General features: G+C 40.9%; 11 protein-coding genes. 5 read left to right on the top strand and 6 right to left on the bottom strand.

Features of this window, described 5'->3' with window-relative positions:
• The 4 genes from ACFFAP_RS27975 to ACFFAP_RS27960 form a co-directional block, all read left to right on the top strand.
• Positions 1-222: hypothetical protein (locus ACFFAP_RS27975; protein WP_375514288.1), on the top strand; the 222-nt coding region annotated here is incomplete at its 5' end.
• 58 nt (positions 223-280) lie between these two features.
• Positions 281-622, top strand: a complete 342-nt coding sequence (locus ACFFAP_RS27970) for a hypothetical protein (RefSeq protein ID WP_375514287.1) — start codon at positions 281-283, stop codon at positions 620-622.
• Positions 619-1,020: a type II toxin-antitoxin system VapC family toxin gene (locus ACFFAP_RS27965; RefSeq protein ID WP_375514286.1), complete on the top strand. Its 402-nt coding sequence runs from the start codon at positions 619-621 to the stop codon at positions 1,018-1,020. The genes ACFFAP_RS27970 and ACFFAP_RS27965 overlap by 4 nt, the downstream gene beginning before the upstream one ends.
• 535 nt (positions 1,021-1,555) lie before the next feature.
• Positions 1,556-4,555, top strand: coding sequence for a CHAT domain-containing protein (locus tag ACFFAP_RS27960; RefSeq protein WP_375514285.1), 3,000 nt, complete (start codon positions 1,556-1,558; stop codon positions 4,553-4,555).
• Here ACFFAP_RS27960 and ACFFAP_RS27955 read toward each other — a convergent pair.
• The 4 genes from ACFFAP_RS27955 to ACFFAP_RS27940 form a co-directional block, all read right to left on the bottom strand.
• Complete coding sequence (locus ACFFAP_RS27955; protein ID WP_375514284.1) at positions 4,552-4,920, bottom strand: hypothetical protein; 369 nt, start codon at positions 4,918-4,920, stop codon at positions 4,552-4,554. The two genes, ACFFAP_RS27960 and ACFFAP_RS27955, sit on opposite strands and share 4 nt — an antisense overlap.
• Positions 4,921-5,147: 227 nt before the next feature.
• Positions 5,148-6,191, bottom strand: a complete 1,044-nt coding sequence (locus ACFFAP_RS27950) for a M42 family metallopeptidase (protein WP_375514289.1) — start codon at positions 6,189-6,191, stop codon at positions 5,148-5,150.
• Positions 6,192-6,204: 13 nt separating this feature from the next.
• Positions 6,205-7,248 (bottom strand): SGNH/GDSL hydrolase family protein, encoded by a 1,044-nt coding sequence (locus tag ACFFAP_RS27945; RefSeq protein ID WP_375514283.1) that lies wholly within the window; start codon positions 7,246-7,248, stop codon positions 6,205-6,207.
• Positions 7,249-7,577: 329 nt separating this feature from the next.
• Positions 7,578-8,972 (bottom strand): S-layer homology domain-containing protein, encoded by a 1,395-nt coding sequence (locus tag ACFFAP_RS27940; protein WP_375514282.1) that lies wholly within the window; start codon positions 8,970-8,972, stop codon positions 7,578-7,580.
• A 1,634-nt stretch (positions 8,973-10,606) separates the two neighbouring features.
• Between ACFFAP_RS27940 and ACFFAP_RS27935 the strand changes: the two genes are divergently transcribed.
• Positions 10,607-11,812, top strand: a complete 1,206-nt coding sequence (locus tag ACFFAP_RS27935) for a histidine kinase (protein WP_375514281.1) — start codon at positions 10,607-10,609, stop codon at positions 11,810-11,812.
• 31 nt (positions 11,813-11,843) lie between these two features.
• Here the strand turns inward: ACFFAP_RS27935 and ACFFAP_RS27930 are convergent, their stop codons facing one another.
• Positions 11,844-12,869: a diguanylate cyclase domain-containing protein gene (locus ACFFAP_RS27930; RefSeq protein WP_375514280.1), complete on the bottom strand. Its 1,026-nt coding sequence runs from the start codon at positions 12,867-12,869 to the stop codon at positions 11,844-11,846.
• Positions 12,857-13,057, bottom strand: a complete 201-nt coding sequence (locus tag ACFFAP_RS27925; RefSeq protein ID WP_375514279.1) for a hypothetical protein — start codon at positions 13,055-13,057, stop codon at positions 12,857-12,859. The genes ACFFAP_RS27930 and ACFFAP_RS27925 overlap by 13 nt, the downstream gene beginning before the upstream one ends.
• Positions 13,058-13,444: the final 387 nt, after the last annotated feature.

Raw genomic sequence — 13,444 nt, 5'->3', positions numbered from 1 at the left:
GAACCCCGAAATAGCAATTGCGAACCCCGAAATAGCAATTGCGAACCCCGAAATAACAAATGCGATCGCCAAATCTATAAATGCGTTGACGTCGCCCGCACTTCTCTACGAGACGCTGCGCGTAGCTTGCTTCCCCGTAAGGGTACGACAAGCTACTTCGACTCCGCCCTTCGACTACGCTCAGGACAAGCTCAGTACAAGTCAGTGACCACCGCAGCATAGCTAGATTAACTTTTGATTATGAAAGTAAAATGAAATTATCCTCCACCTAAGCTACATCATGGTTGTCCCAGAACTCGAACAACAACTCCTTCAGCTTTCACCTGACGATAAATTGTATATTATCCAACTCCTGGCACAAAGCCTGACTACACACAATAACAACACCCAATCTGTGCAAACAAGCAAAATCTCAGAATTATTCCGTCAATCCCCCGTGGCTAAATTACCCGAAGAATTTGACCTTACTCGATTACTAAAAACCCTCATTGAGTCCCTACAACCAGCAACTCCAACCGAAATAACAGAATATCCCCTGCCTCAATTTTATGGATGTATCCAAGATGAAACCTTCTTCCGTCATCCCCAAGGACAACAACCAGAACGCGAACCAATCTTGTGAAATTCCTGCTCGATACTAACACCTGCATTATCTATATGCGAGGTAAAAATTCCACCTTAAAACAGAAACTAGAATCCACTGCTACTAAAGATATTGCCGTTTGCTCAATCGTCAAAGCTGAACTATTTTATGGTGCAATGAAAAGTGCCAAACCACAACGTAATCTTACTTTACAACAACAATTTTTAGCCCAATTTACATCACTACCCTTTGACGATTTAGCAGCAACGACGTTTGGAACAATTCGCTCTCAACTAGAAGCATTAGGTACTCCCATTGGCGCGTATGACTTACAAATTGCCGCCATCACCCTGACAAATAACTTAACCCTCATCACCCATAACACTAGAGAATTCCAACGCATTAATAACTTGTTGATTGAGGATTGGGAGATATAGCGATCGCCTAAATAATATAGCGGTTTCTGCTTGAGTGCGATACAGACCTAACCCCCAACCCCTTCCCTTGTAGGGAAGGGGAGTAAGATTCAAAGCCTCTCTCCTTTTAGGAGAGAGGTTTGGAGAGAGGTCAAAAATGTGCTGCACCTAAGCGAGAACCGCTATAATTGTGATCGCCAAATCTATAAATGCGTACGCGGAAATAACAATTGCGTTCGCCAAATCGATAAATGCGTACGCGGAAATAACAATTGCGATCGCATTCATCAACAATTAAGCGATCGCATCGTCCTGTTACCGGAAACAGCTACTAAGCGATGCCTGGGTTGGGCTACGCCAATGCATTCATCAAGAATTAAGAGATAATGTTAAAAACTTCAGTAACTAGTTTTTTGTTGAATGTAGATGTAGGGTGAGACGATCATCAGGAAAATATCCCCTATGATGAAGCTCTATCTATACTTTCCCAGAATCTGGGGTAGTGGTGTTAAATTTTTCACACACTATAATAGTGTGATTTCTCACGCTCTTACCCATGAACGAACAGCGTCAGCAAGCCTATTTCAACCTCATTCAAAGCCTGTTGAATTGCCGTAGTCACGATGAAATCCTAGAAATTTTAGTAGCAAATCAAAATTTACTGGATGATACCTTAGTACAAAAGATGCTAAAAAGAGCAAGTCATTTGCTAAAGCAGAGCGAATTAGACCTAGCTAATCGTTTAATGAATATAGCAGGGCAGCAACTTGGGGTTTATACTAAATTATCATCGACTGCCATAGAAAAAGAATACTTAAATTTTTTAGAGCAAGTACTGAAAGTAACATCAGATAGTAGAGATAACGTGCAAGTAGTTTTCCGAATACTTATAGCAAATATCAAAAAATTCGATAATATTTCTGCAAAAGTATTCCGAGCTTGGGCACAAAATAAACTGACACAAGCAGAACCAGATGAAAGCAAATCTATCGCGTCAGATATTAATGATTTGAGTACTCTGATTCGAGAATTACCCTTGGGAGACAAAGCCAGTCACATAGAAATTGCAATTGCTGGCTATGAAATAGTCCTAAATATCTTTACCCACACTGCGCTTCCACTAAAATGGGCAATGATACAAAATAATTTGGGCATTGCTTTCTCTCAGAGAATACAGGGAGATAGAGTAGAAAATCGGGAATATGCTATTAAAACTTTTCCCAGATCGTTAGAAATAATAACCTACTCTAAATTTCCACAAGAATGGGCAAAAACGCTAAGTAATTTAGGAAATGCTTATTTATATAGAGTTAAAGGAAACCCGATTGAAAATATTGAATGTGCTATAAAAGCTTATACTAAAGTATTAGAAGTCATAACCCATTCTCAATTTCCACAACAATGGGCAGTAACGCAAAGGGCAGTAACGCAAAATAATTTGGGAAATGCTTACCTTGAAAGACAAGGGAAAGATAGAGAAGAAAATATCGAAAATGCGATCATTGCTTATACTGCCGCTTTAAAAGTATATACCCGCTTTGAATTTCCACAACAATGGGCAATAACGCAAAATAATTTGGGAAATGCTTACCTTGACAGAGTACAGGAAGATAGAAAAGAAGATATCGAAAATGCGATCGCTACCTTTTCTGTTGTATTGGAAGTATTTAGCCGCACTGATTTTCCAGAGCTATGGGCGATGACGCAGAATAATTTAGGGAACGCTTACCGTCAAAAAATACAGGAGGATAGAAGAGAAAATTTTGAAAAAGCCATCGAATTCTGTACCAATGCTTTAGAAGTATTCACCTGTACGAGCTTTCCACACAATCATGTATTAACTTTATGTAATATTGGTATTCTCTATCAAGAAGCACAACAGTTAACTAAAGCCTATGCCACCTTTAATTCTGCCATCCGAATAGTCGAATCATTACGAGGAGAAATTATTTCTGGCGATGAAAGCAAACGCAAACAAGCAGAAGAATGGAACAAACTTTATAGGCGCATGGTAGAAGTTTGCAGAGAATTAAATAAGATTACCGAAGCTATTGAATATGTTGAGCGTAGTAAAACTCGCAATTTAGTTGAACAAATTCTCGAACGCGACTCTAAAACCATCTTTCCTCCAGAAGTATTCACTCAATTAGAAAAATACAGGGATGAAATAGCCGTAGGACAATATCAAATCCAAAATGGCAAAGCTGAAAATTCCAAAGTCCTTGCACAACATCTCCAACAGTTGCGAAACCAGCGTAATGAATTGCAAAACCGCTACTTACCTGTCGGTTATGGTTTCAAATTTGACTCCTTCCAAGGTTCTTTGGATGAGCATACAGCCATTATCGAGTGGTATATTCTCAACGATAAAATTCTGGCATTTATTGCCACAAAAAAAGGAGAGTTAAGTGTTTGGCAATCCCAACCAGAAGACTGGGAAGATTTGTATGATTGGGTAAATCAATATTTGCAGAATTACTACGGTCAAAAAGACCAATGGCAAAATAACTTAGGGAAAGCACTCAAAGAATTAGCCTCGATTCTGCACATTGATGAAATATTAACCCAGATACCAAAGCACTGCGATAAACTCATCCTAATTCCCCATCGATTCCTGCACTTATTCCCCCTTCATGCAATTCCAATAAATCAAAATTCTGAAAATTCGTCTTGTCTTCTAGATTTATTTGCTGGCGGTGTCAGCTATGCACCCAGTTGTCAACTACTGCAACAGGTACAACAGCGCAAACGTCCTGATTTTCAATCCCTGTTTGCGATTCAAAATCCCACAGAAGACCTGAATTACACCGATTTAGAAGTACAAGTTATTCAAAGCTACTTTAATACTTCCAACGTTCTGAAAAAAACAGCAGCGACACTCACAGCAATTAATAATACTGACTTAAACACTTACCATTGCGCCCACTTTAGCTGTCATGGGTATTTTCACTTAACAAACCCCGGTAATTCAGCCTTAATTTTGGCAGATGCACCCATCGCAGACACTCCAACAAAACCCGACTCCGAACGTTACCTGAATTTACGAGCAGGGGAAACCCACGATTTAGAAAAATGCCTGACTTTAGATATAATATTCAGTCTCAAATTAGAAAAATGTCGCCTCGTCACCCTTTCCGCTTGCGAAACTGGATTGATTGATTTTAACAATACCAGTGACGAATACATTGGTTTACCTAGCGGTTTTCTATTAGCAGGTAGTCCTAGTGTTGTCAGTTCTCTCTGGAAAGTAGATGACCTTTCCACCAGCTTTTTAATGATTCAATTCTACGAAAACTTATTCAAACTTGATAACCTGGAAGCAGGAGATATTGCTATAGCTCTCAAGGAAGCTCAAATATGGCTGCGAAATTTGACTATCGAAGGATTAGACCAATTTTTAGAGAAACACAAAGCCCAAATTGAAAAAGTTCTGGCTCAACTAAGAGTAGGACAACGCATCAGATTTAAAGAATCTTTGAAACTAATCAAGCAACGTCAATCTTTGCCTTTTGCAAATCCCTACTACTGGGCTGGATTTACAGCTTCTGGAATTTAAGCACCAGATTCAGGTGCTTTACAAAACTGTTTTGCGCCCAATTTAAAGACCAATATGCTAAGTGCAGTCGTCGTACCCAAAGGAATACCTGCACTAGCTGCTAATGGTTCTATAATTGGAGCAATGAATCCAGATTCCAAAGCTTCTCTAACTTCCTCTTGACAGATAAATTGGCGAATTTTTTCCAACCAATCATTCAATCCTCTATCTGCTTCCTTTGCAGTTTCCCGCATAACCAGTAGTGGAATTGCATCATCTAAATAGCCTTCACACTCTTCTATGGCATCCAAAGCTACTAAAGCCTGGGGATTATCCGCCAACTGGCTGCGAAACTGACTAATTTCCTCTGGTGTAACGGTAATCATTTAAGAGTTTTAACCAGTAAATAAATATATGAAGCATTCGGTGATTATACATCTAATCCTTAATCCATAAATATGGCGATGTCTGCGACGGGCTATTCGGCGTCGCCGCTCATACGACATCAACAGTAGGGACAATTTTGCTATGCGATCGCACATTTTCGACAACCAAAAAAATTCACGCTATTTTGGGTTGATATGCGATCGCTCCTTCAAATCAAAGCCTTATATCACTCAAACTCAGTTTCGCAGAAAGATTTTAACAAATCGATACAGTTAGCGATCGCTCCTAAATGAGCAATTTCATATCCATGTGTATTTTGTGTGGGAAATGCCAAACAAGCAGCACGTCCAACATGTCCAAATTTCATGGCAATCGAAGCATCACTACCAAACTGGCTCAGTATCGTTAGCTGCACTGGTATATCAAGTTGCTTGGCAGATTGGCGCAGTTGTCCATTTAGCCCCTCATCATATATCCCATAAGCATCTTGAGATAAAAGTACAGGGCTTTGCCCATCTTTAACAGGATATTCCTCAGATAATGGACAAATTTCTAAAGCAATTAAAGCATCCAAACGCTGATTTTGGGTGAAAAATAGCGCTCCAATTGCCCCTACTTCTTCTTTTGCTGATGCCACTAAATAAACATCAACTACTGGCTGTTTCAGATTTTCAGCCAAAGCTAGCAAAATCGCAACAGAGGCTTTGTTATCCAAAGTGTAACCAGCAATATGATCCTTTAACCGAATTGGATGCTTGCGATGCTTGCCGATCACCATTCTAGTTCCAGGTTGAATGCCAGCTGCTTCTAATTCAGCAGATGTCAGCTTCGTTTCAATCCAGGCATTTTCCCACTTAAGAGTAGTATCTTCCTGCTGCACTTTTTGGGGCGATTCATGAGAAACGTGGCGGGAACCAAAGCTGAGAATACCGCTAATGGTTTCGTTATCTCCGAGTAAATCGACAACGCCTTCGCCATAAACCCACGGAAAAGAACCGCCAAGCTTGCGGACTTCCACACGACCTTCATCACCGATATTCTTGACAATTGCGCCAATTTCATCCTTGTGTGCGGTGATGGCGATCGCTCGGTCTGGATTTTTCCCTGGAATCTTGGCAATAATATTATCGGCGCGATCGCACCAGACTTCTACACCCAGCGCCGCAAATCGTTGCATCAACAACTGGTTAATCTCAGCTTCTGCACCACTAGGAGAATGGTGCATAACTAATTCTTCAATAATTTCAAATAAGCGATCGTAATCCCACATCAATACAGTTAGTTTAGTTTTCAACTGTTGTATGAGACAATTGTGCATCAAAAACACGACCTGGTGTCATAAGTGCTGACCTTTTTTGTTGACGCTTCAACACTCCTACCGCACCAAAAGCACCAAGGGCTAAAATCCCCAAGTTGATCGCAGGTTCAGGAACAGACTTAGCCTCAATCGCCGCCAGTGCAGTATCTGCTACTAACTTATGACCAGCGGTCGTTGGGTGGTAATCGTCCCAGAAGAGAAACTTGTTGTTAGCTGGGTCACATATATCTTGCCTATCTAGGCAAGACTCGGTTACATTCGTAAAACCCAATGCGCTAACCTGATTCAATAAGGAATAAGTATCAACAGAGATGATGTTGAGATTTGGGTTTTGACTCAAAGCGCTCACAGTTTCTGCTAAACCCAAGTTAAAGTCACTAGTTGATTTGCTTAAGGTTGTAGGGTTGCGATTACCATTTTTAGCTGCTGGTATCTGTCCCAAATCTGGCAAGTTAAATACAAGAATATTTTTCGCGCCAACTCCTACCAGAGTATTCAACGCCAAGGATATATTATTGATTGGCGTGGTAGAGTCTTCGGGGTTTAGAAAAAAGAAATCATTCGCACCTCCCCACAATGTATAAAGTGCATTTGGATCAGCAGTTTGATTATTTGTTTGCAGAGTTTCGGCAAAACCCAGGACTTGTTTAAGTACCCCCGGTAATCCTCTATTGTCAAGAACAGCATTATCTAAACCAGAACTAGAACCACCGAAGGCAAAGTTTATCCCTTGGGTAGCAATTGGTGTGGAAGGAATAGTAGTGAATAAAGTAGGCTTTAACCCTAGCTGATCTCCAAGATAATCTACCCAGATTGGCCCATTGGAAAAACGTCCATCAAAGTAACGTCGGCTTGAAGGGTATGTTTTCTCAGTAGCATTGTATATATTGCCAGTATCGGAAAGACTATCGCCAAATACATAAAGCTGATCAAAACTCGCAGCCGAGGCCTTGATCGGCAACATGAAAGAAAATAGAACAAATCCGACTGCTACAGCTTGTTTTTTCATATTTGTTTTACCCGTGGTATTTTTTAGTTTGTTTGAAAGTAATCAAAGAGTGATAATCTTATAAATTGTCTTTTCGGTTACTTTATAGTTAAGTATATTTGTTAAATTTATCTACTTTTTTGTACTTACTTAATACCTAAAAATTATCCAACACTGGTAAAAAGGCTGTAAATCTAAGTATATTTACAGCCTTTTTCAGAAAATAGTATATTACAAATAAATGGCAAACTTTATACGCCAAAAGGTAGATATTACCCGCTTTTGTGCTTGATATTAACACACTGTGATGGAATTAAGGCTGCATAGGGTAACCCGTCGTAAACATCACTTTAACTTTGCTTTAACTTCAAAGCCTCAGCAGCCGACACACCCTCACCCTGAGTGCCGAAATACCACAATACTGTAGCAGCCTCAGCACGAGTTACTGGTTTTTTGGGTTGAAACAGAGTTGTATAACCAAATACCCGCCGAATATTCGATTGTTCGCTATTTTGGTAATCAACCAACACAGCTCTTAAAGCCTTGGGGTCAATTCGCGCTGCGTCTTGGAAACCCCAGGTTTGTTTGACCGCATCTAAGTTAGCAGAGGGTAAAGCTTGGCGAGTATCAAGGGGTAATTTCCACAGCAGCAACTGTTCCCGCGTTAGGGGTGCATCAGGACGAAACAAAACTACTGTAGAATCTCCAGACAAAAGACTGGGAATTAACCCAGCCTCGGCTAATCCCTGAATTGCTGGAAAATCAGGGTCTTTTGTAGACACATCACTAAAAACTGGTTGAGTAGTTTCTGATGCCAAGCGAATTTGTTTAGCTGGATTGCTAGCATACATAGCATTGTTAGCAGCAATTAGCCAACGAGCGTATTCTCGATGTGTAACAATTTTACCGGGTTCAAACTGGTTAGTTGTGGTAGTAGAGTTGCTCTTGGTTGTCTTTGATTCTATGGATAAAACACCTAATTGAGCCAAGTCTTGAATGTGTTGCCGCCATTCTTGCGGTATCTTATTCAGATCGTTGAATTCCTGAGATTCGGGTGTGGCTGTAGGAGTTGTTTGGTTATTAGCCGTACTTGGTGGCTGTGCTGCCAAGTTTGCAGGTGGTATCGGCCCAATGAACTGTGGATCTTTTGGTTGGGGAATGGCGTTAGTAGTTTCGTTAAGATTTGTAGTTGGGGTAAGTTGTGCCGTAGCGGTACTATTCGGTACGTACTCAATCAGTAATTCGGTGGCTGTTTGGGGTTGATTAGGTGTGCCATTAGTAACTGATTTAGGCTGAATGGAAACTTTCAACAGCAAATCGTTACGACGTGCCTCAAACACACCTCCCGCATCATCTGTTGGCTGTTGCAAAATCTGCCAGTTATTTGTTTGAAACTGGCTACTATAAAAGCTAGCAATAAAGTTGCTGGGATCAGAACTCAACCAACGAGTTGAGATTCTGTTTTCTGAGCCGCTAGCAGGTGTAACTTCCTGTAGTTTGGCATTGGAATATAGTGGGATATCTTTAGGAAAATCAGCAGGTAACTGAACTGTTGATTCGTTTTGCTGTGCTTGCGGTTGGTTACTCTGAGATTCTCCAAAGACAACTGGATTGCTTTCCAGCTTCGGATCTGCCGCCAAAGATTGCTCAAGGTTTTTGGCGACTGGACTGTTAGCACAGGCTGTTAACGAAGTTAGTAGAACAGCCCAAATTAGAAATACAGCTGGACGTTTACAGGGAAGCACAGGAAATCACAAATTGAGTTTCAATTCCTACCCTAGCGCAGACTGTTCATTAAATGGGAATGGGGAATGGGGAATGGGGCTTTGGGAATGGAATATTGAAAAACCCCATTTCCTTTGCCCCTCTGCTTTTCTACCTCTTAATATCACCAAAAGACACTACCGACTCACGGCGTCTTCTTCGTAAATGTCTCTATTGGTAAAGATGATATCTCTAAAAATGAGTAAACGGTAGCAGAAAGCTACCGTATTGTCTTTGTTTTACAGCCATTAGGTTTTGATAATTCCCATGCTTATTTATAGAGTTCCCTAAAATTCTGGCAAACTAACATTTTGGGAAAAAAATATAAAAAATCTGAAATACCTGCTATATAAGAGTTTTATCATTTGGATGCTCTAAGCTCATAGGGATTATGACAGGTTAAGGGAGTTCGTAGTAAGCACAAAGCGTGCTTAAAAATCCAGGACTAAAGTCCTTACTACGAGCTTTTTCACTCCTCATAACTAATGGGACAGACCACTAGATTGAGAATCAAATTTTTAGAGAGTTCTGGGAATATTCAGTTAGTACCGATAACTGATTGTTAACTCACCAAAGAACAGTGTAGCTAGCAAAAGCTTTAATCTCCTTCTAGATGCACTAGTTGTATGCGATGCCTACGGCAGGCATTGCCTACGCCAAGCAACTCAAGTGATAGACTATGACTAAAGCCCCCTTTAGCCTCACCCAAAGAGGGGAATGGATAAAGAACGCTAACGCTAGCTGACAATACATTCTGGAAATTATTCATCTGACGATGGTAAGCTGAATAAGGCAATAGGTGAAAAGTGCCACTATTAAGCAATTCCAGGAACTTAGCGTAAGTTTGTGGTTCTTGGGGGCCGGGGTGATAGGCAAAGCAGTCAAGTCTCGCAGCAGTTTCTCTAGTATCTCTAAATTGATTTTCTCAGGAAAGTGCTACTTGTGCTATAGTTAAGAGTTTCTTGGCAGCCTCGAAAGCAGTGAGTGCTTTCTCTAAAAGTGCGTAGTTTACCGCCGTAGGCATCGCCTCTATTTTATCTAAAGTTTTCTCTTTGGCAATCCATCCCCTATTCTTCTGGTATAGGGTAGGGGTTCTTTTAGGAAGGCTAGGCAGACGGTGTGCTTCGCAAGTTATAGAGACACTACATAGTTAGCTGTGACTGTTTTCCCAATCATTACTAGGATTGGGTAGAGGCAAAAAAGACACTTCATCGGATGCACTGACGGTTGAGAAAGCCCTCTACAAACTTGGTCTAAACAGTTAACAACTTCCTGATAGATTAGATACAATTAGCATCTAGGTTTGCTTCGGTGATTACTTATTAAAGTCAAGTACTCGAATTGACACAGTATTAAAATTTTCACCTGCTAGCTCTGGCGAAAATTTTTGCTTAAGGGCAAATTAAGACTTATATTCAAGGACAAGGGTGTTTCTTGGAGATGAAGTTAACTAAAACGGGGCAAAAGGCTGAAAATAATATATATGATGTCAAAAACGCAGAACTGATAGGAGTATTAAGAATCTAAAATAGATATTAAATTGAAGAAAAAACAACGACCATTGACAAGCGTCAATCTATTTTACTTTCTGTAAAGCGTCGCCGGGTTGTTACCAGTGCTGAAACACGATTACATGCAAGTTTCCCAGGATCAGCCTATTTATTCTGAGGCTCCACTCCAGCTGCTACTATTTGTCGATGGACGACCCAAGTCCCGACAACAAGTGCAGCGAATCCGTGCTTACTTAAAAGAATTGCAGGCTGAGTATAGTTTTGAAGTTGAAACTATCGATGTTGGACAACAACCTTACTTAGCAGAACACTTTAAATTGATAGCAACGCCAGCTTTAATCAAAATCCATCCCGAACCACGACAGGTTCTGGCTGGGAGTAATATCATAGCGCAATTAAAAAACTGGTGGCCTCGCTGGCAAACTGCTGTAGACGCTCACTTAAAAGTACAGGAAGACTTACAAGAACGTATAGACGACAATGGTAGGGTGACATCACCCAAATCCACTATTCGTTCAGTTGCTGTTTCTGCGGAACTAATCCGACTCTCAGACGAAATTTTTCGCTTGAAACAGGAAAAAGATAACCTCCAAGAGCAGCTACAGTTTAAAGACCGGGTGATTGCTATGCTGGCGCACGATCTCCGCAATCCGCTAACTGCTGTCGCGATCGCCATCGAAACTCTTCAATCTAATTACAATTTAGAGACGGGGCAATTCCAGCGCCTCAAGCCATCGATGACAGCGCATTTATTAAAACAAGCCCGCAATCAAACTAAGGTGATTGACCGGATGATTGCTGACCTTTTAGAGGTAGGTCGTGGCAAAGATACAGAGTTTCCAATTCTACCGCAAAAAATACAGCTAGGTAAAGTGTGCTTAGATGTACTAGAAGAATTGTGCGATCGCTACACTGGCAAATCCCAAAAGGTAGAAACAGATATTCCTAATGACTTGCCTTATGTATATGCTGACCCAGAACGCATCCGCCAAGTGCTAGTGAATCTGTTGGATAATGCCATCAAATATACCCCAGAAGGTGGCAAGATTAGCATTACCGGATTGCATCGCACTACCCAAAAAGTTCAGTTTAGTATTGGCGATACTGGGCCTGGTATTCCTGTAGAGAATCGCGATCGCATCTTTGAAAATCACTTCCGCCTACAACGGGATGAAGGTACAGAAGGTTACGGGATTGGTCTTTGTTTATGTCAACGCATCATCCTGGCACATTATGGTCAAATTTGGGTAGACTCTGCTCCCAATAACGGAGCATGGTTCCACTTCACACTACCAGTTTATCCTTCTTAGAGATTGGTCATTCACAAATGACTAATGACAACTAAGAACTTGAGACAAAGCGATCGCGCCCCCCAGTCTTTGCTTGGTAGAGTGCTTTATCTGCCCGCGCAATCAAATCTGAAGGTGAGGATTCCCAAGTGGGCACAACAGTAGCCACGCCCATACTTAGCGTGACATACTGACTCACCGCAGATCCATCGTGAACAATTTGCAAATCTTTGATTCCCTCTTGTATGGCTGCGGCAACGTGAACTGCGCCAGATACAGGGGTGTATGGCATAATCACAGCAAATTCTTCGCCACCATAACGCGCTACTAAATCCTGATGTTTTTGTGCCTTGAGGCTTAATAAAGCACCTACCTTTTGTAAACACACATCCCCAGCAGGATGACCATATTTATCGTTATAAAATTTAAAATAGTCGATATCACACAAAATCATTGACAGGGGAGATTCCTCTTGTGCCAGATTAATCCACTGAGTATTGAGATAATCGTCAAAACGGCGACGATTTGCCAACTCAGTTAAGCCATCTACATTTGCGAGATGGTGCAAAGCTTGGTTTGCCGCCTCTAACTGTTTGTAGACTTGCGCTTGCTGTAGCAGGCGACGCAATCGCTGGCGTAATACAGGCCAGTGAATTGGCTTAGTGACATAATCAGTCGCCCCTGCTTCAAAAGCACGGTCTACGGATTCTTCATCATCCAAGCATGTGATCATCAATATGGGAGTGCGCTCCCATATCTTAGAGATCACCGTATTATTAAGGCCTGAGTCAATATCAAAGGTTGCAAGGGCTGAGATTAAATTATTCCTAGCAATCTGGAGCAAGTGCTTACAGCAGGTAAAACCATCCATCACAGGCATTATAGCATCTAGCAAAACTATATCCGGTTTGATAGTCTCGTAAGCATCTAAACATTGCTTACCATCATTGGCCTCGACCACTCGATAACCTTCTTGTTCCATAGCTTTACGCAACAATACTCGGATGGTTTTGTCATCATCAGCTACTAGAATCAGTGGTGGTTGCTTAGAAACAGAAAATGGAGTTATGCCTGACATGAGTTGCTTTCCACTTGCAGAACTATCCTGAAAAAGGCTGTGCAACTCAATCGCATGGGGGCGATCGCTCTTTTCATCAATGCCAGGATTTGCGGCAAAGGTGTGTCTGGCTTCACAATCAACTGTTTTTTGACAATAGACTGCTCAAGGTTACTGAGCCAAGCAAGCGGTAGATAACTAAGTTGCATAGACAATCTATAATTGGAACACGAAGGCAATTCTTACCTTTTTGTTCGCCTATGGTTAGGGGAGGAAATGTTACTTTTATATTTCCCCATTGTTAAAGTCAAATTGCGATTTTTGTAAAAATTGCAAATGCACACCTTAATTATTTAGTTCTGTAGTTAGTGTTGAAACCTAACGATACAGCGCAAAGCAAAAATCACAAGTGCGCTCAGAAGATAGTTAAGACTAAATATTAATATCACTGGACTCAAATTTATTTAGTCTATTCGACAAGGGCTACGGATGTCTAGTATAATTACATAAAATATAAACTTACCTTTGCACAAAGCTTTTTTGTAGATAAACTTTGGGTTAATAAAATAATTATGTAATTCCGATATATTTTGGCT

Source organism: uncultured Nostoc sp. (assembly GCF_964245575.1).
GTDB lineage: Bacteria > Cyanobacteriota > Cyanobacteriia > Cyanobacteriales > Nostocaceae > Nostoc.
Note: the sequence above shows the minus strand (reverse complement) of the source record. Positions and strands in the feature narration are given on the sequence as shown.